Here is a 23,938-nt window from a genome sequence, read left to right on the forward strand (position 1 = left end):
GCATTCGATCTGTCGATGGAGTGGTCATGGCCGACCTGGATATCGCGCTGCTGCGCACTTTCGTCTCGGTGGTGGAGAGCGGCGGCTTCACCCGCGCCGGCGACCGGGTGCACCGTACCCAGTCCACGGTGAGCCAGCAGGTCAAGAAGCTCGAGGAGCAGATCGGCCGGCAGGTCTTGCTGCGCGGGGTGCGCGGCGTCGAGCTCACCGAGGACGGCGAGCGCCTGCTCGCCTACGCGCGGCGCATCCTGGCGCTCAACGACGAGGCCCGCCAGCTGTTCGCCGAGGACGTGCCGGAGCTGGTGCGCATCGGTGTGCCGGAGGACTACGCCATCGAGGAGCTGCCGCTGCTGCTCGGCCGCTTTGCGCGCCGCCACCCGTCGGCGCGCCTGGAGGTGCGCTGCGCGCTGTCGGTGCAGCTGGAGGCCGAGGTGGAGGCGGGCGAGCTGGACATCGCGCTGTTCAAGCGCCTCGGCCCGGCGCCCGCGGCTGCTGGCGTTTGGCGCGATGCACTGAACTGGGTGGCCGCCGACGAGGCCACGCCCGAACAGCTGCCGGTGCTGCCGCTGGTGGTGTTCAACCAGGGCTGCATCTACCGCGCCCATGCCGTCCACGTGCTGGAGAGCCAGCGCCGCGCCTGGCGGGTGGCCTACACCAGCCCCAACCTGGCCGGCGTGCTGGCCGCGGTGCGTGCCGGGCTGGGCGTGTCGGTGCTGTCGGACAGCGCGCTGGCGCCGGGCTTGCGCCGGCTGGGCGCGGCCGAAGGCCTGCCGCCGCTGCCCGACTCGCAACTGGTGCTGCAGGCGCGCAGCCGCCTGGGACCGGCGGCGGAGGCGGCGCTGGAACTGCTGCGCGACAGCCTGGACGCCCGCCAGCGGGCGGTGGCCGGGCGTGCTGCGGCGCCGCTGGCGCCGGCCTGAAGGCGCGCTCGGTGCTCTTTCTGCAGCGCGCCTAAACCAATGTTTGGCAATGGTAATTCCGTGAAACAGGGCGGTGCCTTGCTAGGCTTTTGCGCCGCAAGGGCGTAGAATCCGCCGCCTTTCCCCAGCCCTGTAGCGCGGAGCGCCCCCATGCTCTACCCCACCCGTTTCGATGTCATCGTGGTCGGCGGCGGCCACGCCGGGACCGAGGCCGCGCTGGCCGCGGCGCGCATGGGCGCGAAGACGCTCCTGCTCACCCACAACATCGAGACCCTGGGGCAGATGAGCTGCAACCCGTCGATCGGCGGCATCGGCAAGGGGCACCTGGTCAAGGAGGCCGACGCGCTGGGCGGGGCGATGGCCGCGGCCACCGACGAGGGTGGCATCCAGTTCCGTATCCTCAACGCCTCCAAGGGCCCGGCGGTGCGCGCCACCCGCGCGCAGGCCGACCGCGTGTTGTACAAGGCGGCGATCCGCCGTCGCCTGGAGAACCAGGAAAACCTGTGGCTGTTCCAGCAGGCGGTGGACGACCTCACCGTGGTCGGCGACCGCGTCACCGGCGTGGTCACCCAGATCGGCCTGCGCTTCGAGGCCCCCGCGGTGGTGCTGACCGCCGGCACCTTCCTCAACGGGCTGATCCACGTCGGCCTGCAGAACTATTCGGCGGGCCGCGCCGGCGATCCGCCGGCGATCTCGCTCGGCGCGCGCCTGAAGGAACTCAAGCTGCCGCAGGGCCGGCTGAAGACCGGCACGCCGCCCCGGCTGGACGCGCGCAGCATCGACTTCTCGGTGATGAGCGAGCAACCGGGCGACGATCCGGTGCCGGTGTTCAGCTTCCTCGGCTCGGTCGCCCAGCACCCGCGCCAGCTGCCGTGCTGGATGACGCAGACCAACAGCCGCACCCACGACATCATCCGCGCCAACCTGGATCGCTCGCCGATGTATTCCGGGGTGATCGAAGGGGTGGGACCGCGCTACTGCCCGTCGATCGAGGACAAGATCCACCGCTTCGCCGACAAGGACAGCCACAACATCTTCCTCGAGCCGGAAGGGCTGGAGACGCACGAAATCTACCCGAACGGGATCTCCACCTCGCTGCCCTTCGACGTGCAGCTGGAGATCGTGCGCTCTATCCGCGGGCTGGAGAACGCCCACATCCTGCGCCCGGGCTACGCCATCGAGTACGACTACTTCGACCCGCGCAACCTCAAGAGCTCGCTGGAGACCAAGTCGATCGCCGGACTGTTCTTCGCCGGGCAGATCAACGGCACCACCGGCTACGAGGAGGCCGCCGCGCAGGGCCTGCTGGCCGGCGCGAACGCCGCGCTGCAGGTGGCCGGGCGCGAGCCCTGGTGCCCGCGCCGCGATGAAGCCTACCTGGGCGTGCTGGTCGACGACCTGATCACCCGCGGGGTGTCCGAGCCCTACCGCATGTTCACCTCGCGCGCCGAGTACCGCCTGCAGCTGCGCGAGGACAATGCCGACCTGCGCCTGACCGAGCAGGGCCGCGAGCTGGGCCTGGTGGATGACGCGCGCTGGGCCGCCTTCTGCGCCAAGCGCGAGGCGATCGAGCGCGGCACCTCGCAGCTCAAGGCCGCCTGGGCGCGCCCCGAGCAGATTCCTGCCGCCGAGCAGGAGCGTGTGCTGGGCAAGGCGCTGGAGCGCGAGCAGCGCTACTTCGAACTGCTGCGCCGCCCCGAGACCAGCTACGCGGGGCTGATGAGTCTGCCCGGTGCGCCGGACACGCCGGAAACCGATCCGCAGGTCATCGAGCAGATCGAGATCGCCGCCAAGTACCAGGGCTACATCGACCGCCAGCAGGACGAGGTGGCCAAGCAGCTGCAGGCCGAGGCCACCCGCCTGCCGGCCGACCTCGACTACGCCGAGGTGCGCGGCCTGTCCAAGGAAGTGCAGCAGAAGCTCTCCGCCGGCAAGCCCGAAACCATCGGCCAGGCGAGCCGCATCCAGGGCGTGACCCCGGCGGCCATCTCGCTGCTGCTGGTGTGGCTCAAGCGCCGCGAACTGGCCGCCCGCAGCACCGACGACGGGCGCAAGAGCGCATGAGCGCGCTCGCCCCCTACCGCGGCCTGCTGGCCGAGGGCCTGGCTGCGCTCGGGCTGGACCTGAGAGCTGAAACGCAGGACCGCCTGATCGCATTCGGCGAGCTGCTGCTCAAGTGGAACAAGGTCTACAACCTCACCGCCATCCGTGCGCCGCAGGAAGTGGTCACCCACCACCTGCTCGACTCGCTCGCCGTGCTGTCGCATCTCACTGGCGTCGCGCACCTGGCTGACATCGGCTCGGGCGGCGGGTTGCCGGGTATTCCGCTCGCCATCGTGCGTCCGGAGCTGGAGGTGGTGTCGGTCGAGACGGTGAACAAGAAGGCGGCGTTCCAGCAGCAGGCGAAGATCGAGCTCGGGCTGGCCAACTTCCGCGCCGAGAACGCGCGGGTAGAGAAGCTTGCGAGTGTGCAGCCCTTCGACGGCGTGATCTCGCGCGCCTTCTCGGAGCTGGCGCTGTTCGTCGAGCTGGCCGGCCATCTGCTGGCGCCCGGCGGGCGCATGTTCGCCATGAAGGGCGTGTATCCTGAAGAGGAAATCGCCCGCCTGCCAGCTGGATGGCATGTCGCCGAAACGGTGCGCCTGGCCGTGCCGGGGCTGGAGGCGGAGCGCCACCTGATCATCCTGGAAAGGGATGGCACGGAGCACAAAGGGGACTGAATGGCTCGCATCTTCTGTGTTGCCAACCAGAAAGGCGGGGTCGGCAAGACCACCACCTGCGTGAATCTGGCCGCGGCCTTGCATCAGGCCGGCCAGCGCACCCTGCTGGTCGACCTCGATCCGCAGGGCAACGCCACCATGGGTAGCGGCGTGGACAAGCGCGCGCTGGACAAGTCGGTGTATCACCTGCTGGTAGGGCTGGCCACGCTGGCCGAGGCGCGCGCGAGTTCGCCGACCGGCGGCTTCGACATCCTGCCCGCCAACCGCGATCTGGCCGGTGCCGAAGTGGAGCTGGTGGACCTAGAGCGGCGCGAGAACCGGCTGCGCGACGCGCTCAAGGCTTTCGACCAGGACTACGACTTCGTCCTCATCGACTGCCCGCCGTCGCTGTCCATGCTGACGCTCAACGGACTGTGCGCCGCGCACGGGGTGATCATCCCGATGCAATGCGAGTACTACGCGCTGGAAGGGCTCTCTGATCTGGTCAACACCATCAAGAAGGTGCACGCCAACCTCAACCGAGACCTCAAGATCATCGGTCTGCTGCGGGTGATGTTCGATCCGCGCGTGACCCTGCAGCAGCAGGTCTCGGCGCAGCTCGAAGGGCACTTCGGCGACAAGGTGTTCCGCGCCATCGTGCCGCGTAACGTGCGTCTCGCCGAGGCGCCCAGCCACGGCATGCCAGGCGTGGTGTTCGACCGTGCCGCCAAGGGTGCGCAGGCCTACATGGCCTTCGCGGAAGAAATGATCGAGCGGGTCAAGACGCTCTAACCGACACGACACTGCCATGACGCCACCGAAACTCAAGGGCCTGGGCCGCGGCCTCGACGCGCTGCTGGCGGCCAACCGCGACGACGACGCCGAGCGCGGAGAGCTCCAGACTCTCCTGGCCGAGGCGCTGCAGCCCGGCAAGTACCAGCCGCGTACCCGCATGGACCCGGGTTCGCTGGAGGAACTGGCTGCGTCGATCAAGGCCCAGGGCGTCATGCAGCCCATCCTGGTGCGCCCGATCGAAGCGGTCAACGGTGCGCCGCGCTACGAGATCATCGCCGGCGAGCGGCGCTGGCGCGCCTCGCAGATTGCCGGGCTCACCGAAGTGCCCTGCCTGGTGCGCGAGATTCCCGACGATGCCGCGCTGGCAATGTCGCTGATCGAGAACATCCAGCGCGAGGACCTCAACCCGCTCGAAGAGGCCAGCGGCATCCAGCGCCTGATCGACGAGTTCGGCATGACCCACCAGCAGGCCGCCGACGCGGTGGGGCGCTCGCGCCCGGCCGCCTCCAACCTGCTGCGCCTGCTCAACCTGGCGACTCCGGTGCAGGAACTGCTGATGGCCGGCGACATCGACATGGGCCACGCGCGCGCCCTGCTGCCGCTTGACGGCGCCGGGCAGATCCAGCTCGCGAACCACGTCGCCGCGCGCGGCTTGTCGGTACGCGAAACCGAGCGCCTGGTGCAGCACACCCTGAACCCGCGTCAGAAAAAGGCCGCGCCACCCCCGGACCGCGACCTGTTGCGCCTGGAAGAGGAGCTCTCCGACACCATCGGCGCGACGGTGAAGATCAAGGCAAACCGCAAGGGTGCGGGCGAACTCGCCATCCGTTTCGGCGACCTCGACCAGCTCGACGGGCTGCTCGCAAGGCTGCGTCCATAAGCCCTGTAAATCCGGTCATATATATGATGCATGACCGACCGTGCGGTCACTTGTTGCACTGCGTCGAAGGTTTGACTTTGTTACGGTTAACCCCTAGTATTCACCGGATTTTTAACGCGGTGGCGCGGCTCTGCGGCGCACCGGCAAGACGCAAATGCTGAAGGCGGTTCTACTCCAGCTTGGCGCAACCCTCCTGGCAACGGCCATTGCGGCCGTTTTTTTCGGGCTGCGCGGGGCAGTATCCGCTGCGATGGGCGGTTTGTCGGTGGTGATTCCGAGCGGGCTCTTTGCGCTGCGTCTGGTCGTGCTTGCCCGTCGGCAGGCTGCCACGCACGTCACCGCCTTCGTCGTCGGCGAACTGCTGAAAGTTGCGTCGATAGTGGGATTGTTGGTGCTGGGACTGGCGCTGTATCCGGACGTCCATTGGGGCGCTCTGTTGATCGCGCTGATCCTGGCTCTTAAAGCGAACTTGTTTGCATTTTTGGTAAAGACCTGACCATGGCTGGAAACGCTCCCACCGCATCCGAATACGTCATTCACCACCTCGGACACTTCAACAACACCGGGCATCCCCAGGAAAGCATCGTTGACTGGGGTGTGATCAACATCGACTCGATGTTCTGGTCGCTGTCGCTCGGCCTGCTGACCATCTTCATCTTGTGGCTGGCGGCCCGCAAGGCCACCTCCGGCGTGCCCGGACGCTTCCAGGGCTTCGTCGAGATGATGGTCGAGATGGTGGCCGATCAGGCCAAGGGCATCGTGCACAGCGCCGAGTCGCGCAAGTTCGTTGCCCCGCTGGCGCTGACGGTGTTTGTCTGGATCTTCCTGATGAACGCCATGGACCTGGTGCCGGTCGATCTCATTCCGATGATCTGGACCGGTGTCTATTCCGCTGCCGGAGGCGATCCCGCCCATGCCTACATGCGTGTGGTGGCAACCGCCGACCTGTCTGCCGCGCTCGGCCTGTCCATCGGCGTGCTGCTGCTGTGCCTGTACTACAACGTCAAGATCAAGGGTGTCGGCGGCTGGGTGCATGAGCTCTTCACCGCTCCGTTCGGAGCCCACCCCCTGCTGTGGCCGGTGAACTTCGTCATGCAGATCATCGAGTTCCTCGCCAAGACCGTGTCCCACGGCATGCGACTGTTCGGCAACATGTATGCCGGTGAACTGGTCTTCATCCTGATCGCGCTGCTCGGCGGCACTGCCACCGCGTTCGGTTTCATCGGTCACATCGTGGCGGGCACCGTCTGGGCCATCTTCCACATCCTGATCATCGTGCTCCAGGCCTTCATCTTCATGATGCTCACCCTGGTCTACGTCGGGCAGGCTCACGAGAGCCACTAAGTTTCTTTTACGCTGTACCTGGTTTCTTAAACTCACCAACCTCTAAGCAAGGAGTTGTCATGGAAAACGTTCTGGGTTTTGTCGCGCTGGCTGCCGGTCTGATCATCGGTCTGGGTGCCATCGGTGCTTGTATCGGTATCGGCATCATGGGTTCCAAGTACCTCGAGGCCTCCGCTCGCCAGCCCGAGCTGATGAACGCGCTGCAAACCAAGATGTTCCTGCTGGCCGGCCTGATCGACGCGGCCTTCCTGATCGGCGTCGGTATCGCCATGATGTTCGCCTTCGCCAACCCGTTCCAGCTCTGATCGGTTCGGTTCATCCCCTTAACGCAACAGAGGGAACGGAACAGTGAATCTGAACGCAACCCTGATAGCTCAGCTCGTTGTGTTCTTCATTCTCGGCTGGTTCACGATGAAATTCGTGTGGCCGCCGATCGTGAAGGCACTGGACGAGCGCGCGAAGAAGATCGCGGACGGGCTGGCGGCTGCGGACAAGGCAAAGGCCGACCTCGTGCTGGCCGAAAAGAAGGTCGTCGACGAACTGCGCAAGGCTCGCGAATCCGCGGGCGACACGCGCGCCGCTGCTGAAAAGCAGGCTGCCAAGTTCGTCGATGATGCTCGCGCCGAAGCCGCACGCATCATTGCCAAGGCCCGTGAAGACGCAGAAGCCGAAGCCGGTGCCGCCGCGCAACGTGCCAAGGAAGCCCTGCGCGAACAGGTCGCCCAGCTTGCCGTCGCCGGTGCCGAGCGCATCCTGCGCAAGGAAATCAACGCCCAGGCCCACGCCGAGCTGCTCGCCAACCTGAAACAGGAACTGCAATAAGTCATGGCCGAGAACGTCACCATCGCGCGCCCATATGCGGATGCCGCCTTCGAGCTGGCCCGCGGGGCAGGTGCGCTGGGGCCTTGGTCGGAAGCACTGGATCGGCTGGCAGCGATTGCCGCCGATCCGCAGATGCGGGACTGCATTGCCGACCCCAAGCTGACCGACGACCAGCTGATCCAGCTGGTGCTCGGGCTGGCCGGGGAAGGGCTGTCCGCCGAACTGCAGAATTTCGTCCGCGTCCTCGTGACCAACGAACGCCTGCAGCTGCTTCCGGAGATCCGTGACCTGTTCGTTCAGCTGAAGAACGAACATGAAGGCGTCCAGGAGGCGCAGATCGCCTCCGCCTTCCCGCTCGACGATGCCACGCTGACCAACCTGAAGAGCGATCTTGAAGCACGCTTCAAGACCAAGCTCAACGTGCAGGTCAGCGTAGACCCCGAACTCATCGGTGGGGTCCGCATCGCCATCGGCGACGAAGTGATCGACGCCTCGGTCCGCGGCAAGCTCGCGAACATGGCCGCTGCGCTAAAGAACTAGGAGCATACATCCATGCAACTCAACCCCTCTGAAATCAGTGATCTGATTAAGAGCCGGATTCAGAACCTGCAGCTCGCCGCCACGTCGCGCAACGAGGGCACGGTGGTCTCCGTCACCGACGGTATCTGCCGCATCCACGGTCTCACCGACGTCATGCAGGGCGAAATGCTGGAATTCCCCGGCAACACCTTCGGCATGGCGCTCAACCTCGAGCGCGATTCCGTCGGCGCGGTGGTCCTCGGCGAGTACGAGCACATCACCGAAGGCGACACCGTCAAGGCCACCGGCCGCATTCTCGAAGTGCCGGTCGGCCCCGAGCTGATCGGTCGCGTGGTGAACGCGCTCGGCCAGCCGATCGACGGCAAGGGCCCGATCAACGCCAAGCTCACCGACAAGATCGAGAAGGTCGCCCCGGGCGTGATCGCCCGCCAGTCCGTCTCCCAGCCGGTGCAGACCGGTCTGAAGTCGGTCGACTCCATGGTGCCGATCGGCCGTGGCCAGCGCGAGCTGATCATCGGCGACCGCCAGACCGGCAAGACCGCGGTCGCGGTGGACGCGATCATCAACCAGAAGGGCCAGGACATGTACTGCGTGTACGTGGCCATCGGCCAGAAGGCTTCGACCGTCGCCAACGTGGTGCGCAAGCTGGAAGAGAACGGCGCGATGGAATACACCATCGTCGTGGCCGCCACCGCTTCCGAGTCCGCCGCCATGCAGTACCTGGCCGCCTACGCTGGCTGCACCATGGGCGAGTACTTCCGCGACCGCGGCATGGACGCGCTGATCGTCTATGACGATCTGACCAAGCAGGCCTGGGCCTACCGTCAGGTGTCCCTGCTGCTGCGCCGTCCGCCGGGCCGTGAAGCCTACCCGGGTGACGTGTTCTATCTGCACTCCCGCCTGCTCGAGCGCGCCGCCCGCGTGAACGCCGAGTATGTCGAGAAGTTCACCAACGGCGAAGTCAAGGGCAAGACCGGCTCGCTCACCGCCCTGCCGGTCATCGAGACCCAGGCCGGCGACGTGTCCGCCTTCGTGCCGACCAACGTGATTTCGATTACCGACGGTCAGATCTTCCTGGAAACCGACCTGTTCAACGCCGGTATCCGCCCCGCGATCAACGCCGGTATCTCGGTGTCCCGCGTCGGTGGCGCCGCGCAGACCAAGGTCGTCAAGAAGCTCTCCGGCGGTATCCGTACCGACCTGGCGCAGTACCGCGAACTGGCGGCCTTCGCCCAGTTCGCCTCCGACCTCGACGACGCGACCCGCAAGCAGCTCGAGCGTGGCCGCCGCGTGACCGAGCTGATGAAGCAGGCCCAGTACGCGCCGATGTCCATCGCCGAGATGGCTATCGTGCTGTACGCGGTCAACAACGGTCATTTCGACGATGTCGACGTCTCCCGCGTGCTGGCCTTCGAAGCTGCGCTGCTGCAGCACGTCAAGTCCAAGAACGCCGATCTGGTCTCTTCGATCCTCAGCAAGAAGGAGCTCGACGCCGACGGCGAGAAGGCTCTGGCTGCCGCGATCGCCGAGTTCAAGAAGAGCTGGGCCTAAGGCCCAGGACGGAGACGGAATATGGCTAGCGGTAAGGAAATCCGTACCAAGATCAAGAGCGTGCAAAACACGCGCAAGATCACCAAGGCCATGGAAATGGTGGCCGCATCCAAGATGCGCAAGGCGCAGGACAGGATGCGGTCCGCTCGTCCCTATGCCGAAAAGATCCGCCGACTCGCCGCGAACCTGTCCCAAGCCAATGTGACCGACTACAAGCACCCCTTCCTGGTCCGCAAGGACCAGGTCAAGCGGGTGGGCCTGATCCTCGTCACCACCGACAAGGGTCTGTGCGGCGGCCTCAACACCAATATCCAGCGCGTGGCGATCAACGCCATGAAGGAATGGGAGGCCAATGGCGCCACCGAAGTCCGGGCCTGCTGCATCGGCAACAAGGGTTTCGGCTTCATGCAGCGCGTAGGGGCGAAGGTCGTCTCGCACGTGGTGCACCTGGGCGACACCCCGCACCTGGAAAAGCTGATCGGACCGGTCAAGGTCATGCTCGACGCTTTCCAGAACGACGAGGTCGATGCGGTCTATATCGCCTACACTCGCTTCATCAACACGATGAAGCAGGAGCCGGTGCTGGAGCAACTGCTGCCGCTGACCGGCGACAAGCTCGGTACGCCGGAAGGTTCGTGGGATTACCTCTACGAGCCGGATCCGCAGGTGGTCATCGACGAAATGCTGGTGCGTTACGTCGAGGCGCTGGTGTACCAGGCGGTGGCTGAGAACATGGCTTCGGAACAGAGTGCGCGCATGGTGGCAATGAAAGCCGCGTCCGACAACGCCAAGAACGTCATTGGTGAGCTGCAGCTGGTCTACAACAAGACCCGCCAGGCCGCGATCACCAAGGAGCTGTCGGAAATCGTGGGCGGCGCCGCCGCGGTGTAACGGATTATTGATTTAAGGAAACGACGATGAGTCAAGGAACGATCGTTCAGTGCATCGGCGCCGTGGTGGATATCCAGTTCCCCCGCGAAGCCATGCCCAAGGTGTATGACGCCCTGAAGCTCGAGGACAGCGCCGACTCCTTCGCCGAAGCTGGTCTGACCTTCGAGGTTCAGCAACAGCTCGGCGATGGCGTGGTGCGTACCATCGCGCTGGGTTCTTCCGACGGCCTGCGCCGCGGCATGAAAGTGTCCGGTACCGGCAAGCCGATTTCGGTGCCGGTCGGCCACGGCACGCTTGGCCGCATCATGGACGTGCTGGGTCGCCCGATCGACGAAGCCGGTCCGATCGAGACCGACGAACTGCGCGCCATCCACCAGAAGGCGCCCAAGTTCGACGAACTGTCTCCCTCGGTGGAGCTGCTCGAGACCGGCATCAAGGTTATCGACCTGATCTGCCCGTTCGCCAAGGGTGGCAAGGTCGGCCTGTTCGGCGGCGCCGGCGTGGGCAAGACCGTGAACATGATGGAGCTGATCAACAACATCGCCAAGCAGCACTCGGGCCTGTCGGTGTTTGCTGGCGTGGGCGAGCGTACCCGTGAGGGCAACGACTTCTACCACGAGATGAAGGACTCCAACGTTCTCGACAAGGTCGCGATGGTGTTCGGTCAGATGAACGAACCCCCGGGCAACCGTCTGCGCGTGGCGCTGACCGGCCTGACCATGGCCGAGCGCTTCCGCGACGAAGGCCGCGACATCCTGTTCTTCGTCGATAACATCTACCGCTACACCCTGGCCGGTACCGAAGTGTCCGCGCTGCTGGGTCGTATGCCGTCCGCGGTGGGTTACCAGCCGACGCTGGCCGAGGAAATGGGCCGTCTGCAGGAGCGCATCACCTCCACCAAGGTGGGCTCGATCACCTCCATCCAGGCCGTGTATGTGCCTGCGGATGACTTGACCGACCCGTCCCCGGCGACCACCTTCCTGCACCTCGACTCCACCGTCGTGCTGTCGCGTGACATCGCCGCCCTGGGTATCTACCCGGCGGTCGATCCGCTCGACTCCACCAGCCGTCAGCTCGATCCGCTGATCGTCGGTGAGGAGCACTACAACACCGCGCGTGCCGTGCAGCAGACCCTGCAGAAGTACAAGGAACTGCGTGACATCATCGCAATTCTGGGTATGGACGAACTGTCGCCGGACGACAAGCTCGCCGTGGCTCGTGCGCGTAAGATCCAGCGCTTCCTGTCGCAGCCCTTCCACGTCGCGGAAGTGTTCACCGGCTCGCCGGGCAAGTACGTTTCGCTGAAGGACACCATTGCCGGCTTCAAGGCGATCGTCAGCGGCGAACTGGACCACCTGCCGGAGCAGGCTTTCTACATGGTCGGCAACATCGACGAGGCCATCGAGAAGGCGAAGAAGCTCCAGTAATCCGCCCGCCCGCGCGGCGTTCAGGCGTCGCGCGGAATTGATGAGGAAACACTATGGCTATGACGGTACATGTCGACATCGTCAGCGCGGAGGAGCAGATCTTCTCCGGGCTGGCCGAGTTCGTCGCGCTGCCGGGCGAAGCGGGTGAGCTGGGCATTCTGCCCGGGCACATGCCGCTGATGACCCGGATCAAGCCGGGTGCGGTGCGGGTGAAGGTGCCGAACCAGGCCGACGACGAGCTGGTGTTCGTCGCCGGCGGCATCCTCGAGGTTCAGCCTGGGCTGGTGACGGTGCTGGCCGATACCGCGATCCGCGGTCGCGACCTCGACGAAGCCAAGGCGCTCGACGCCAAGAAGAAGGCCGAAGAGGCGATGGCGAACCAGACCTCGCAGCTGGACTACGCGAAGGCGCAGGCCGAACTGGCCGAAGCCATCGCGCAGCTCGCGGCGATCCAGAAGCTGCGCAAGCGCGGTCACTGATCGCGGCCGGCGCGACCGGAAAGAGAAAAGGCAGCCTTCGGGCTGCCTTTTTTTGTCCCGGCTTGGCCAGCGCGCGCTTCAGGCGCGTGGTTTGCCGTGCAGGCGCGAGGCCAGACGGTCGATGCGCTTCTCGGTGCGCGCGACCGCGTCGCGCAAGGCCCGCAGCTCATCCTCTAGTCCGCTTGTCGCCGCCCGGGACACGAGCATCGGACGCTCTTCGGTGAAGTACTCGGCGAGGTTGCCGGCAGCGCCTTCGACCATGCGCCGCTGTGCCTCGCCGATCGCACGGACGGTCCCGCTCAGGCGGTGCGCGGCGACGTCGCCGACCAGGCGCGACAAGTCCTCCTCGGCGTCCCAGCGCAGGTTGCGGAACACGAAGCCGAGGGCGTCGGCGAATTCTGCGTTGCCCTGCAGATGGACGCTGCGCATGGCTTCCTCGAAACGTCCCAGGGCAAACTGCGGGAGCACGGCGAGCGGTACGGTGAGCACCACGTCCGGCTTTTCGCCTTCGGCCGCTTGGAGTTCGCCCGCCGAGGTGACCGTGAAAAATACCGTGACTGGCGGCGCGTCGAGACGGGCGCAGAGGCCGGCATGCGCTTGCAGACGCTCGCGCGCCCAGGGGGCGCGAGCCAGCAGATGGTTGAGGACCGCTACGAAGGCGTTATCGATCATGAACGAAAAAAGGGCGGCCACGCCGCCCTTTGAAAGAAGCCGTGTGGGCGAAGTTTAGCCCAGTTGCTGGATGCCCGCGATCTGCCAGCCGCGGCCGCCGGAAATCGGCTTGACCAGGTGCCAGATCTCGTCGAACGGTGCCGGCGCGGCATCCGCTTCCTCGCGCAGCAGGCCGCTGAAGCGGACGCTGACGATGTACTGTCCGCCTTCCTCGGCGACGTCCTGCACGGCGGCGTCGAGTTCGACCACGTCGGTGCGTTGCGCGGCGCTGCCGCGCTCGGCGAGCTGCATGCGGACCTCGGCGAAGACCTCAGGGGTGGTGAAGGCGCGGATGTCCTCCAGGTCGCCGGCGTCATGGGCGGCCTGCAGGCGGATGAACTGCACCTTTGCTTCGCGCGCGAAGGCCTCTGCATCGAAGCCCGCGGGGATGCGTGAGCCGCCGCTGGAACCGGAAGGCTGAGCCTCGAAGTGCACCGGCCCGCCGGCAACGGCGCCGGCCCGCTCGGCGCCGGCGTACTGCATGCGGTTGGGGGCACCTGCGGCGCTGCGGGTCAGCATGCGGAACAGCAGGAAGGCCCCGCCGGCGAGCAACAGCATCAGGACCAGCGAACCGAACTCCTCGCCAAGACCCAGATGGGAGAACAGGGCAGCCAGGCCGAGGCCGGCGGCGAGGCCGGCGATCGGCCCCATCCACGAGGATCTCGGCTTGTTGGCCGCCGCCGCGGCGCCGGAGGGCTGCGACTGGGTCGCTGCCGGCTGGCGCGGGGCGGAGGGCGGTGTGGCCTGGCGCTGCATGCCGAAGCTGCTGCCGCCGCCGAAGCGCTTGGCTTCGGCTTCGGGGATGGCCAGTCCAAAGGCGAATACGGTGACGATCAGGGAAAGCAGGAGCTGTTTCATGGAGCTTTGGTCTCGTGGTTCAGAACTTGTATCCACGGTGCAGGGCGACGATGCCCGCCGTGAGGTTGAAGTAATCGACCTTGCCCAGGCCTGCTTGTTCCATCATTGCCTTCAATTCTTCCTGACCGGGATGCATCCGGATCGATTCGGCGAGATAGCGGTAGCTGTCGGCATCGTTCGCCACCTTGTTGCCGAGCCAGGGGAGCAGCCTGAAGGAGTACAGATCGTAGGCCGGCTCGAGCGGTTTCCACACCTTGGAGAATTCGAGCACCAGCAGACGTCCGCCGGGCTTGAGCACACGGCGCATCTCGGCGAGCGCCTGATCCTTGTGGGTCATGTTGCGCAGCCCGAAGGCCACGGTGACGCAGTCGAACCAGTCGTCGGGGAAGGGCAGCTTCTCCGCGTCGCACTGGGCCACCGGCAGCGCGTAGCCGCGGTCCAGCACCCGGTCGCGGCCTACCGAGAGCATGGCGTGGTTGATGTCGGTGAGCCAGACCTGGCCGCTGGCGCCGACCCGCCGGGCGAAGGCCAGCGAGAGATCGGCGGTGCCGCCGGCGACGTCCAGTACGCGGTCGCCCTCGCGCACACCTGAGACCTGGATGGTGAAGGCCTTCCATACGCGGTGCAGGCCCATGGACATCAGGTCGTTCATGATGTCGTAGTTGCCGGCCACCGAGGAAAATACCTCCGCGACCTTCTTGCGTTTCTCGTTCTCGGCCACGGTCTGGAAGCCGAAGTGCGTGGTGTTGTCGTTCATGGTCCGAACCCGTAAATCTGCTGGCCGACGGCCTTCAGGGTGAGATCAGTGGTGGTGGCCGCAGCCGCCCTTGGGTGCGGGCGGCGGGACGTCGGCCGGATCGCGGCTGCCGCCTTCGCGCTCCAGACGGGCGAGATACTCGGCCCACAGCGCTTCCTGCCTGCGGCCGATCTCGTAGAGATAGTCCCAGGAGTACAGGCCGCTGTCGTGACCGTCCGAGAACACCGGCTTGACCGCGTAGTTGCCCACCGGCTCGAGGCCGAGTATGTCTACGTCACGCTTGCCCCGTTGCAGCACCTCCTGCCCGGCGCCGTGTCCGCGCACTTCGGCGGAAGGCGAGTACACCCGCAGGAACTCGAAAGGCAGGCGGAAGCTGCTGCCGTCGTCGAAGGCGATCTCCAGCACCCTGCTGGCACGGTGGAGGGTGATGCCGGTGGGGAGCGGAGTGTTCTGGTCGAGTCCTGCCATGGTGCGCTGCTCCGGTCGGGGGCCACAATAATACCCGAATCACGGCCCGCGCCCGGGTTCGGGTGGGCCGGCGGCGCACAAGTGGCTGTTGCAGTGCCGTGACGTGTCATAAAAGATTCAAACTGCTGCAATACACTGGCCGCGGTCAAACGGAGCCCAGCCATGCCAGCCAACATTCTGCTCGTGGAAGATGAACCGGCGATCCAGGAACTGATCGCTGCAAACCTCGCCCGCGCCGGCCACCATGTGGTGCGCGCCGCGGATGCGGAAACCGCGCAGCGCATCGTGCGCGATGCGTTGCCCGATCTGGTGCTGCTCGACTGGATGCTGCCCGGAATGCCGGGCATCGAGTTCGCGCGCCGGCTGCGTGCCGACGAGCGCACCCGCGAGATTCCCATCATCATGCTCACCGCTCGCGGCGAGGAGCAGGACAAGGTTGCCGGTCTGGAGACCGGGGCGGACGACTACATCACCAAGCCTTTCAGCCCGCGCGAGCTGGTGGCGCGGATCAAGGCGGTGCTTCGCCGCCGCGCACCCCAGGCCACCGAGGACGCGGTCGAACTCGGCGGGCTGCGACTCGACCCCGCCACCCACCGTGTCACCGCCGGCGACCAGCCGATTAGCCTGGGGCCCACCGAGTTCCGCCTGCTGCATTTCCTGATGACGCACCCGGAGCGCGTGCATTCGCGCGCGCAGTTGCTCGACCAGGTGTGGGGCGACCACGTATTCGTCGAGGAACGCACGGTCGATGTGCATATCCGCCGCCTGCGCTGCGCGCTGGAACCGACCGCCCACGACCGCCTGATCCAGACGGTGCGCGGCAGCGGCTACCGTTTCTCGGCCCAGGCTGACCAAGCCGACGCCGTGCGATAATCCGCACCACTACGGTAGCTCGGGAGCATGACGATCCGTTCGGTGCGCTACATCTGGGTGGGCGCGCTCGCCACGCTTGCGCTGCTGGCCGTGGCGGGTCTGGTGGTGGCCCTCGTCGCTGGTACGCAGGCAGGTTTGCTGGCGGTCGTCGCAGGCCTGCTGCTGGCCGGCTGGCATCATCTGCGCAGCATGCAGCAGCTCGCGCTATGGACCCGCGAACCCATCGGTACCCCGGTGCCGCGAGCCCACGGTGTGTGGGGATTCCTGTTTGCCGATCTGGGTAGAAGGGCCAAGCTCGCCTACGACATGCGCGAACGGCTGTCCGCGGCGCTGGAGCGTTTCCGCGATGCCAGCCAGGCGATGCCCGACGGGGTGCTCTATCTCTCCGAGCACGAAGCGATCGAGTGGATGAACCGCAAGGCCGAGCAGCACTTCGGTCTGGATCACGCCTCCGATCTCGGTGTGCCGGTCACCAACCTGGTGCGCCAGCCCGAGTTCGGCCGCTACCTGGCCTCCGGTTACTACGCCGAACCTCTGGTGCTGGTTTCGGCGCGCCGCAAGGGGCTGACCCTGCTGGTGCAGGTGATTCCCTTCGGCGACGACCAAAAGATGGTGGTGTCGCGCGACATCACGCAGATCGAGAAGCTGGAAACCATGCGCCGCGACTTCGTGGCCAACGTGTCGCACGAACTGCGCACGCCGCTCACCGTGGTCAGCGGTTTCCTCGAGACCCTGATGGACGGTTGGGACGATTTTCCCCGTGAGGACATCGCCCGTTTTCTCAAGCTTGCCCACGACCAGTCGACGCGCATGCAGCGCCTGATCGAGGATCTGCTGACGCTGTCCGCGCTGGAAACCGGCGCGCCGGCGCCGGCCGAGGAGCGTGTCGATGTCGCCGGCCTGTTGCGCGAAGTACATCAGCAGACCGATCTGCTCTCCGGTGGCCGGCACGAGGTGACGCTGGAGATCGAAGGCGACGGCGTGCTGCTCGGCAGCCAGAAGGAACTGCACAGCGCCTTCGCCAACCTGGCGAGCAACGCGGTGCGCTATACGCCGGCCGGCGGAAAGGTCCGTCTGCTGTGGAAACGCGACGCCGAGGGGGCGGAGTTCTCCGTGGAGGACACCGGCATCGGCATCGCGCCCGAGCATCTGCCGCGACTGACCGAGCGCTTCTACCGCGTGGACCTGGGGCGCTCACGGGAGACCGGCGGCACCGGCCTCGGGCTGGCGATCGTCAAGCACATCCTCAGCCGCCATCAGGCGGAACTGAAGGTCGACAGCAGCCTCGGCAAGGGCAGCCGGTTCAGCGCCCGCTTCCCCAGGGCTCGCCTCGCGCAGACCTGAACCGGGCCCCGCTCAGGCAGTCGGCGCAGAGACCTCGAAGCTGACCTGGTCGAAGTTCGGGCCCTGGGCCAGGGACTTGAGCAGGCGATACTGCACCAGCGTCTCGTTGCGGAACACCTCGAGCACGCGGTTGGGCTGGAACCAGCCGTGCGGCAGCACCAGCGAATCCGGGGTCTTGAGCGGCGCGGAGCCGGGAATCAGGAAAGCCTGGCTGTAAGGGGTGCGGTTGCCGACCTGCAGGGTCAGGATGCGCGCGGCGATGACCTGAGGCAGGCCGGGCAGCACCTGCACGCCAGCCTCCATCACGCCGTCGTTGCGGTACATCAGCCAGCTGATCCGGGCGAGCAGGAAGTGCTCGCTGTCCGGCGGACGGATGCCGATCAGCTGATGGTGTTCGAGCCGCTCATGCTCATGCATCTGCACCAGCCGGAAGCCGGTGACCGACTGGTCGGCCACCTGCCAGCGCACGCAGGCAAAGCCGAGCTCTTCGGCGCGCCGTTCGCGGTCGGCGGCGGTGCGCGGGTGAGTGACCTCGGGGGCGCGTTCGCCGAAGGTCATCAGGCTGATGTCGCTACGCAGGCTCTTGATACCGTCCAGCGCCTTGGGCTGCTCGAACACCTGCCCGGCAACGTGGTAGCCGATGGCCAGCCAGTCGCCGCACAACGACGCCGTGCCCTTGGCGCCACGCCGTGGGAAGCGGCGTCCGGCCGAGGCCAGGCCCCAGGGGCGGTAGAGCGACACCAGCAGGCGCGCCGCGGTCGATGCCGGGCAGTCGCCGCCGAGGCCGAGCGAAGCGGGGCTCACGCCCTGCTTCAGTTGCCCGAAGGTCGCCTGGATCTGCCCGGCAAGACGGCTGCTGTCGAAGCAACGCAGGCTGGCCGAAGGGGTCAGCAGGCCGAGCGGACGCAGCGCATGGTCCAGGGTGAGATCAAGCGCATAGGCCGCATGGCGGGAGCGGTCGATGTCGGCGTCGATGTTGCAGTAGGGCGCGAAGCGCTGCGCCCACTTGCAGATCAGGTTGAACTCGCGCTCGGTGCGGCCGAAGGGGTTGGCCAGATCGACGAGCAACACGGTGATGTAGGCTTCCAGCGGGCTCTGCGCGCGCCACACCTCGTTGAGCGGGTCGCTGACGCGTATCCTCAGCTTGCCGCTCTGCTCGGCGAGCACCACGCATTCGTGGAGATCGACCCACAAACCGCGCGGCACCGCGCGGTGAGCGCGCAGGTATTCGAGCAGGGCCAGGCCGGTGTATTGCAGGCGGCGCTGGATGAGCAGCGGCAGTTGTTCCGCGAGCGTGCCGTGCGGTGCGTCCTGGCGGGTGATCTGCGCATAGGAGCGCGCCATGTTCTGCCACAGGCCGACGACGCCGAGCAGGGTGTTGTTCTCCTCGCTGTCGGGCGGCAGCGGGTGGGCGGCATAGCGGCGTGCGTACTCGGCCTGCACCAGGGCGATCTGCTCGCGCGCGGCCTCCAGGACCTCCAGATGCTGGTTGGCTGCCGGCATCGCGTCGAGCAGGCTGGCGATCATGCGGTCGAGCGTCGTGCGGGTCCCGTCCACGTCTAGTGGATGCAGTCTGGACAGCTCGGCCAGGCATTCTGCTGGATTGCGGTAGTCCATGGGTTCTCCGTGCTCGGGCCGGTCCGTGTGAGTGATGGTCTCTGTCTGTGTGCGTTCAGCCTGCGGTCAGTTCCGCCAGCGAATCGCGGATCGCCGCGGCGAGGGCGCGCCGGTCGGGCGCGTGCCGGGTCGGGCCGGGCGCACGCTGCGCCGCGCCCCAGACCGGCTGGGGGAAGTGGCGGTCGTCGGCAAAGCGCGGAATCACGTGCCAGTGCAGATGCGGCACCATGTTGCCGAAACTGGCCAGGTTGATCTTGTCCGGTTGCATCGCCTCGCGCAGGGCAATCTCGGTGGCCATCACCACGTTGAGCAGATGCCGCTGCTGGGGCGGGGCGAGATCGCTCATCTCCGCCACGTGCTGGTGCCACACGACGCGGCAGAAGCCGGGATAGTCGTCGTCCGCGACCGCGATGACGCGGCACAGCGGGTCTTCCCACACCAGTGCTTCGTCCGTGCGAGCGCATAGCGGGCAAGTCATGGTCTATCTCTCCCGAGGGCGGGATTCCGGAGTGTCGACTTTACCCCCTTCGACTATGCAGGCGAAGGGCTATCAGGTTCGGGTCGTGATGTTTTCAGCGGTGGCGGCCACGGTGCGGGCCTCGCCGAGTGCTTCAGGGGTGCCGAGATGAAAGCTCATCAGGGTGCCGGGGGGGATGCTCTCCCAGTGTTCGTTGTCGGTCAGCGGGGTGGTGGCGATCACTGCGACCCGGTCTGCCGGGGTGGTCAGCTCGCGGAAATCCACGGTGACGTCGCGGTCGCTCAGGTGTGCGGCGGCGAACGGGGCCTGGCGCACGATGTAGGTCAACCGGGTCGAGCAGTGGGCGAACAGGCGGTCGCCGTTGGAGAGCAGGAAGTTGAACTCGCCATGGACACCGACGGCGGACGCCAGCTCGCGCAGGGTGGCGAACAACATGGCGGGCTCGGGCGGACCGTCGGGATGGCGCTGGGCCAGCGTGTCGAGCAGGTGGCAGAAAGCCAGTTCCGAGTCGGTGCCGCCGATCGGCCGGAAGCGGCCGCTGAGTACCGGGGCGAAGCCCTTCAGGTTGCCGTTGTGGGCAAAGATCCAGCACTGCCCCCACAGCTCGCGCTGGAAGGGGTGGGTGTTCTCCAGGCCGATCTCGCCCTGGGTGGCCTTGCGGATGTGGGCGATGACGTTGAGCGAGCGGATGGGGTACTGGTGCACGAGCTCGGCCACCGGCGAATGGCTGCTCGGCTGCGGGTCGAGGAAGACGCGCGCCGCGCGCCCTTCGAAGAAGGCGATGCCCCAGCCGTCGCGGTGGTGGTCGGTCAGTCCGCCACGCGCGCGAAAGCCGGTGAACGAGAAGCAGATGTCGGTCGGCACGTTGCAGTTCATGCCGAGAAGCTGGCACATGGGTGATCCTCGCAGCGGGGCGCCCGAACGGGCGCATGGCCCGATTCTACGACTGCATGCGGCCTGTCACTGCATGCCGTATCGCCGCATCCATGCGCGGAACGCCTCGTTGCTGTCTGCCGCGCGCAGGCGCTGGACGTGGAGCACGAGGTTCTCCGCCATGGTGTGCGCGGCGATGGCCGCCATCACGTCCAGGCGTGCAGTGGCGTCCAGGCCATGCTCGCTCAACTGGCGGTCGAGCTCGCAGAAGTGGCAGGCCATCAGATGGCGCGCGGCCTCGCCGTCCAGCGACAGGGCGCCGACGTCCAGGGGGTCTTCGGCTTCGATGTCGGCCATCAGTCTCTCGATGGATTGCGGGGTCATGGCGGTCTCCTCCGGGCTGGGGCTTGGCGGTTCGACCGCCGCGCCGCGCGGGAGTGCCGCGCCGCCGCGGAACCGCCCGCGCCGTGCGCGACTCACAGCGACACCGCTCGCGGACCCGGCTGCCGCCGGCGGCCGGTCGCGGCGGGACTGTCGAGCAGGAGGAGACGCACATGGGCGATCACGTATACAAGCTCGTCGAACTCGTCGGGTCGTCATCGACCGGCGTGGATGACGCCATCCGCAACGCCATCGACACCGCAGCGGCATCGGTCCGCCACATCGACTGGTTCGAGGTCGTCGACACCCGCGGCCACGTGGTGGACGGCAAGGTGGCCCACTTTCAGGTGACGCTCAAGGTGGGCTTCAGGATCGAATCGTGACCGATGCGGGCGCGGGGGGCGGAGCGTGCAGCAGGGCGATTCAGGGACGCCCCGCCTCGGCCTTGAGCCAGCCCCGGAAGGCGTCGAAGTCGGCGCGCTCGCAACGCAATGGTTCGCGCCACACCAGCCACCAGCGGTAGTCGTCCACCAGCGCGGTATTGCAGACCCTGACCAGGGTGCCTGCGGCGAGGTCATCCATGGCCAGCGCAGACCGCGCTAGGGCGACGCCCTGGCCTGTCGCCGCAGCTTGCAACAGCAGGCCCGCGTCATCGTACAGCGGACCCTCGGTCGGTTCGGGCAATTCGAGGCCGGCGGCCCTGAACCACGGCGCCCACGGCTGCCTCGGGTTGCGCAGCAGCGTGACCTTCAGGAGGTCGGCAGGAGCCTCGAGCACCGTGCGGCCGAGGAGGGCCGGGCTGCATACCGGGAACACATGACTGTCCATCAACTTTTCGGCGCGCAGGCCCGGCCAGCGACCGGGGCCGTAGCGGATCGCCAGGTCGATGCCGTCGTGGCCGTCGAGCGCTGCCAGCGCGGCGGACGGTCGAAGGGCGATGTCCACCTCCGGGCAGGCCGCCTGGCAGCGCGACAGCCGGGGCACCAGCCAGCGTGCGGCCAGGCTGGGCAACACTCCCACGTGCAGCGTCCGCCTGGGTTGCTGACCGGCAGGACTGCGGTGGGTGCGAGCGCGCTCGAAGGCGTCTGCCAGACGCTGCAAGCCTTCCCGCAGATCCGCCAGCAGCACTTGCCCCGTCTCGGTCAGCAGCATGCGCTGTCCCACGCGGACGAAGAGCCGGCTGCCGCCGAGGTCGCTCTCGATCCTCGCGATGTGGTGGCTGATGGCGCCGTGGGTCAGGGACAACTCATCGGCCGCGCGACTGAAGCTCAGATGCCGGGCCGCGGCCTCGAAGGCGCGCAAGGCCTGGAGCGGAGGCAGGTAAGGAATCATCGGTTGTTAATTTCACTCACATGAATCGCCAATCGAATTCGTTTGTAAGGCACCGCACGGCAGTCGAGAATTTCACTCAGGAACGCAGTTTTCACGATTGAAGGCTAGAGCCGAACGTCCCTGCCGGCAAGCCGCATTTGTTCCAGGAGGTTATCTTGATTAACAGCGAAATCTTGCCTGCAGGCGGACTGCCACGCGCGCGGGATTTGGGCGGTCAGCCGACCCCATGGTGGGTGGTGGTGGGGCTCGCGATGGCACCCGCGGTAGCGCTCGGTCTGGCGCGCTTTGCCTATGCCCTGCTGCTCCCGCCCATGCGCGAGGAACTCGGGTGGTCCTTCGCGGAGGCCGGCGCCATGAACGCCGCCAACGCGGCCGGCTATCTGGCCGGCGCACTGGTGGCCGCGCCGCTGGGCCGCAGGCTTGGTGACCGTGTCGTCTTGGCCGGCGGACTCTTGGTCACCACGCTGAGTATCGCCGCCTCCGGGCTGATGTCGGCGTTTGCGCTGCTGCTGGTGCTGCGGACGATCGCGGGGCTGGCCGGGGCGCTGGCCTTCGTGGCGGGCGCCGGGCTGGCGACCGCGGCCGCCGCGGGTGGCAGCAGCAGTCGCGCGCCGACCGTGCTCGGCCTCTATTTCGCCGGCGCCGGCCTGGGCGTGGCGGCGTCCGCGCTCGCCGTGCCGCCGCTGCTGCCCGAATTGGGCTGGCGTGCCGGCTGGCTGGCGTTGGGCGGGCTGTCGATTGTCGCCAGTGCGTACGCATGGCTTGCCCTGCGCCGAGCACCGGAACCTGCGCGGGCGGCCTCCGCCGTGCCAGGGCGCTGGTCGCCGGCGACGATGGCGTGGACGCTGTTCTCCTATGGCCTGTTCGGCGCCGGGTATATCGCCTACGCGACATTCATCGTTGCTTACCTGCAAGGCGAGCTGGGCTTTGGCGGTGGCGCGGTCGCCGTGTTCTGGTCCGTGCTCGGGTTGGCGTCCGTCGTCGCCGCGTTCGCCTGGGGCCCGCTGTTGGGGCGCCTGAAAGGCGGCTGGGGAACAGCCGCCACGGTCGGCACCGTCATCGTCGGTGCGGTGCTGCCGCTCGTGTGGACCACGCCAGGCGGGGCCTATCTTTCCGCCGCGCTGTTTGGTGGGTCGTTCCTTGCGGTGATCGCGGCGGTCGGCTCTTTCGCGCGCCGGACGATGCCGCCGCACGCGTGGACCGCGGCAATCGGGACGCTGACGGTGGCATTCGGCATCGGGCAGTGTGTCGGGCCGGTGCTGAGCGGCGTGCTTTCGGATGGTGCTGAAGGAATCCGCGCGGGGCTATGGCTGTCCGTCGGTATCCTGGCGCTGTCGGCCGCCGCCGCCACATTGCAGTCCGAGCCCGGAAGGGGCAGCGCAGCGTAACCTCGCGCTTGGTCTTTGGCGCATCGATGCGGGGCAGGAGATCTATGTGGAGCGGGCGAAGGGAGTCGAACCCTCGTCATCAGCTTGGGAAGCTGAGGTAATAGCCGTTATACGACGCCCGCTGTAGCGGTGGCGGAGGCCACCGGAAGAGGCTGGCATTCTAATGGAGCGGGGCTGGGGCGCGCAATCGGCGGCGTGATAAGATTCCACGCCCCTGCCAGCCGTGCTGGCCTACTGCGCAAGCCGACCTCCATGATCCAGCTTCTCATCAATGGCCAGGCCGAATCCCTGGATGACGGCCTCACCGTGTCCGATCTGCTGCAGCGCCGGGGCCTGGCCGGCAAGCGCCTGGCGGTCGAGCGCAACGGCGAGATCGTGCCGCGCGGTCGTCACGCCGAGACCGTGCTCGCCGACGGCGACCGGCTCGAGATCGTCGTCGCGGTCGGCGGCGGCTGAGCGTCACCGGCGGCGCATTCCGGCATTCTCCGCAACTCCTTCACATACAGGTCC

At 66.9% G+C, this 23,938-nt stretch carries 28 protein-coding genes and 1 tRNA gene; 19 read left to right on the forward strand and 10 right to left on the reverse strand.

The window, feature by feature from the left end; genetic code table 11:
- Nucleotides 1-26: 26 nt before the first annotated feature.
- The 14 genes from IAI53_RS14455 to IAI53_RS14520 all read left to right on the forward strand — a co-directional run bounded on the left by IAI53_RS14455 (nt 27) and on the right by IAI53_RS14520 (nt 12,348).
- A complete protein-coding gene (locus IAI53_RS14455) occupies nt 27-920 on the forward strand; it encodes a LysR substrate-binding domain-containing protein (RefSeq protein WP_187718873.1) in 894 nt (297 codons plus the stop codon).
- A 150-nt stretch (nt 921-1,070) separates the two neighbouring features.
- The gene (gene mnmG / locus IAI53_RS14460; RefSeq protein ID WP_187718874.1) at nt 1,071-2,984 is read left to right on the forward strand and encodes a tRNA uridine-5-carboxymethylaminomethyl(34) synthesis enzyme MnmG; all 1,914 of its coding nucleotides are present in this window, start codon (nt 1,071-1,073) and stop codon (nt 2,982-2,984) included.
- Nucleotides 2,981-3,640 carry a 16S rRNA (guanine(527)-N(7))-methyltransferase RsmG gene (rsmG, locus tag IAI53_RS14465; protein ID WP_187718875.1) on the forward strand — a complete coding sequence of 220 codons (660 nt, stop codon included), beginning with the start codon at nt 2,981-2,983 and terminating at the stop codon, nt 3,638-3,640. Before mnmG ends, rsmG begins: the two co-directional genes overlap by 4 nt.
- The gene (locus IAI53_RS14470; RefSeq protein WP_187718876.1) at nt 3,641-4,411 is read left to right on the forward strand and encodes a ParA family protein; all 771 of its coding nucleotides are present in this window, start codon (nt 3,641-3,643) and stop codon (nt 4,409-4,411) included.
- A 16-nt stretch (nt 4,412-4,427) separates the two neighbouring features.
- A complete protein-coding gene (locus IAI53_RS14475; RefSeq protein WP_187718877.1) occupies nt 4,428-5,294 on the forward strand; it encodes a ParB/RepB/Spo0J family partition protein in 867 nt (288 codons plus the stop codon).
- A gap of 154 nt (nt 5,295-5,448) precedes the next feature.
- Complete coding sequence (locus IAI53_RS14480) at nt 5,449-5,790, forward strand: ATP synthase subunit I (protein WP_187718878.1); 342 nt, start codon at nt 5,449-5,451, stop codon at nt 5,788-5,790.
- 2 nt (nt 5,791-5,792) lie between these two features.
- Nucleotides 5,793-6,638 (forward strand): F0F1 ATP synthase subunit A, encoded by an 846-nt coding sequence (gene atpB, locus IAI53_RS14485; protein ID WP_187718879.1) that lies wholly within the window; start codon nt 5,793-5,795, stop codon nt 6,636-6,638.
- 59 nt (nt 6,639-6,697) lie between these two features.
- On the forward strand, nt 6,698-6,943 hold the full coding sequence (gene atpE, locus IAI53_RS14490; protein ID WP_002925444.1) for a F0F1 ATP synthase subunit C: 246 nt from the start codon (nt 6,698-6,700) through the stop codon (nt 6,941-6,943).
- A gap of 43 nt (nt 6,944-6,986) precedes the next feature.
- A complete protein-coding gene (locus tag IAI53_RS14495; RefSeq protein WP_187718880.1) occupies nt 6,987-7,460 on the forward strand; it encodes a F0F1 ATP synthase subunit B in 474 nt (157 codons plus the stop codon).
- Between the two features lie 3 nt (nt 7,461-7,463).
- The gene (locus IAI53_RS14500) at nt 7,464-8,000 is read left to right on the forward strand and encodes a F0F1 ATP synthase subunit delta (protein ID WP_187718881.1); all 537 of its coding nucleotides are present in this window, start codon (nt 7,464-7,466) and stop codon (nt 7,998-8,000) included.
- Nucleotides 8,001-8,012: 12 nt separating this feature from the next.
- A complete protein-coding gene (gene atpA / locus IAI53_RS14505) occupies nt 8,013-9,551 on the forward strand; it encodes a F0F1 ATP synthase subunit alpha (protein ID WP_187718882.1) in 1,539 nt (512 codons plus the stop codon).
- Nucleotides 9,552-9,572: 21 nt separating this feature from the next.
- Nucleotides 9,573-10,442, forward strand: a complete 870-nt coding sequence (gene atpG, locus IAI53_RS14510) for a F0F1 ATP synthase subunit gamma (RefSeq protein ID WP_187718883.1) — start codon at nt 9,573-9,575, stop codon at nt 10,440-10,442.
- 26 nt (nt 10,443-10,468) lie between these two features.
- Entirely contained in the window at nt 10,469-11,869 is a 1,401-nt protein-coding gene (gene atpD, locus IAI53_RS14515; protein ID WP_187718884.1) for a F0F1 ATP synthase subunit beta, read from the forward strand.
- A 53-nt stretch (nt 11,870-11,922) separates the two neighbouring features.
- Entirely contained in the window at nt 11,923-12,348 is a 426-nt protein-coding gene (locus IAI53_RS14520; protein ID WP_187718885.1) for a F0F1 ATP synthase subunit epsilon, read from the forward strand.
- A gap of 78 nt (nt 12,349-12,426) precedes the next feature.
- Here the strand turns inward: IAI53_RS14520 and IAI53_RS14525 are convergent, their stop codons facing one another.
- The 4 genes from IAI53_RS14525 to IAI53_RS14540 are packed head-to-tail and all read right to left on the reverse strand — an operon-like array spanning nt 12,427 to nt 15,142.
- Nucleotides 12,427-13,041 carry a ubiquinone biosynthesis accessory factor UbiJ gene (locus IAI53_RS14525; RefSeq protein WP_349771932.1) on the reverse strand — a complete coding sequence of 205 codons (615 nt, stop codon included), beginning with the start codon at nt 13,039-13,041 and terminating at the stop codon, nt 12,427-12,429.
- 33 nt (nt 13,042-13,074) lie between these two features.
- Nucleotides 13,075-13,917: a Tim44 domain-containing protein gene (locus tag IAI53_RS14530; protein ID WP_187718886.1), complete on the reverse strand. Its 843-nt coding sequence runs from the start codon at nt 13,915-13,917 to the stop codon at nt 13,075-13,077.
- A gap of 19 nt (nt 13,918-13,936) precedes the next feature.
- Nucleotides 13,937-14,674, reverse strand: coding sequence for a bifunctional demethylmenaquinone methyltransferase/2-methoxy-6-polyprenyl-1,4-benzoquinol methylase UbiE (gene ubiE, locus IAI53_RS14535; protein ID WP_187718887.1), 738 nt, complete (start codon nt 14,672-14,674; stop codon nt 13,937-13,939).
- A gap of 45 nt (nt 14,675-14,719) precedes the next feature.
- Complete coding sequence (locus tag IAI53_RS14540; protein WP_187718888.1) at nt 14,720-15,142, reverse strand: gamma-butyrobetaine hydroxylase family protein; 423 nt, start codon at nt 15,140-15,142, stop codon at nt 14,720-14,722.
- A 162-nt stretch (nt 15,143-15,304) separates the two neighbouring features.
- Here IAI53_RS14540 and phoB point away from each other — a divergent pair, with 162 nt between their 5' ends.
- Both phoB and phoR read left to right on the forward strand, forming a co-directional pair.
- Nucleotides 15,305-16,015, forward strand: a complete 711-nt coding sequence (phoB, locus tag IAI53_RS14545) for a phosphate regulon transcriptional regulator PhoB (RefSeq protein WP_187718889.1) — start codon at nt 15,305-15,307, stop codon at nt 16,013-16,015.
- 27 nt (nt 16,016-16,042) lie between these two features.
- Nucleotides 16,043-17,359 carry a phosphate regulon sensor histidine kinase PhoR gene (gene phoR, locus IAI53_RS14550; protein ID WP_187718890.1) on the forward strand — a complete coding sequence of 439 codons (1,317 nt, stop codon included), beginning with the start codon at nt 16,043-16,045 and terminating at the stop codon, nt 17,357-17,359.
- A 12-nt stretch (nt 17,360-17,371) separates the two neighbouring features.
- On the opposite strand, the gene IAI53_RS14555 is transcribed toward phoR, so the two are convergent.
- The 4 genes from IAI53_RS14555 to IAI53_RS14570 form a co-directional block, all read right to left on the reverse strand.
- A complete protein-coding gene (locus IAI53_RS14555; RefSeq protein ID WP_187718891.1) occupies nt 17,372-18,976 on the reverse strand; it encodes a cyclic-di-GMP receptor FimW-related protein in 1,605 nt (534 codons plus the stop codon).
- 55 nt (nt 18,977-19,031) lie between these two features.
- On the reverse strand, nt 19,032-19,454 hold the full coding sequence (locus tag IAI53_RS14560; RefSeq protein WP_187718892.1) for an HIT family protein: 423 nt from the start codon (nt 19,452-19,454) through the stop codon (nt 19,032-19,034).
- A gap of 72 nt (nt 19,455-19,526) precedes the next feature.
- Nucleotides 19,527-20,348 carry a class II glutamine amidotransferase gene (locus IAI53_RS14565; protein ID WP_187718893.1) on the reverse strand — a complete coding sequence of 274 codons (822 nt, stop codon included), beginning with the start codon at nt 20,346-20,348 and terminating at the stop codon, nt 19,527-19,529.
- Between the two features lie 66 nt (nt 20,349-20,414).
- The gene (locus IAI53_RS14570) at nt 20,415-20,711 is read right to left on the reverse strand and encodes a hypothetical protein (RefSeq protein ID WP_187718894.1); all 297 of its coding nucleotides are present in this window, start codon (nt 20,709-20,711) and stop codon (nt 20,415-20,417) included.
- A 170-nt stretch (nt 20,712-20,881) separates the two neighbouring features.
- Between IAI53_RS14570 and IAI53_RS14575 the strand changes: the two genes are divergently transcribed.
- Nucleotides 20,882-21,091: a dodecin gene (locus tag IAI53_RS14575; RefSeq protein ID WP_187718895.1), complete on the forward strand. Its 210-nt coding sequence runs from the start codon at nt 20,882-20,884 to the stop codon at nt 21,089-21,091.
- A gap of 40 nt (nt 21,092-21,131) precedes the next feature.
- On the opposite strand, the gene gcvA is transcribed toward IAI53_RS14575, so the two are convergent.
- Nucleotides 21,132-22,040: a transcriptional regulator GcvA gene (gcvA, locus tag IAI53_RS14580; RefSeq protein WP_187718896.1), complete on the reverse strand. Its 909-nt coding sequence runs from the start codon at nt 22,038-22,040 to the stop codon at nt 21,132-21,134.
- 155 nt (nt 22,041-22,195) lie between these two features.
- On the opposite strand from gcvA, the gene IAI53_RS14585 reads away from it, so the two are divergent.
- Nucleotides 22,196-23,428: a YbfB/YjiJ family MFS transporter gene (locus IAI53_RS14585; RefSeq protein WP_222948313.1), complete on the forward strand. Its 1,233-nt coding sequence runs from the start codon at nt 22,196-22,198 to the stop codon at nt 23,426-23,428.
- A 47-nt stretch (nt 23,429-23,475) separates the two neighbouring features.
- Here the strand turns inward: IAI53_RS14585 and IAI53_RS14590 are convergent.
- A tRNA-Gly gene (locus IAI53_RS14590) sits at nt 23,476-23,550 on the reverse strand.
- Between the two features lie 130 nt (nt 23,551-23,680).
- Here IAI53_RS14590 and thiS point away from each other — a divergent pair.
- On the forward strand, nt 23,681-23,884 hold the full coding sequence (gene thiS, locus IAI53_RS14595) for a sulfur carrier protein ThiS (RefSeq protein ID WP_187718897.1): 204 nt from the start codon (nt 23,681-23,683) through the stop codon (nt 23,882-23,884).
- The last annotated feature ends 54 nt before the right edge of the window (nt 23,885-23,938 follow it).

Origin of the sequence: Thauera sedimentorum (assembly GCF_014489115.1) — a bacterium.
Classification (GTDB): Bacteria; Pseudomonadota; Gammaproteobacteria; order Burkholderiales; family Rhodocyclaceae; genus Pseudothauera; species Pseudothauera sedimentorum.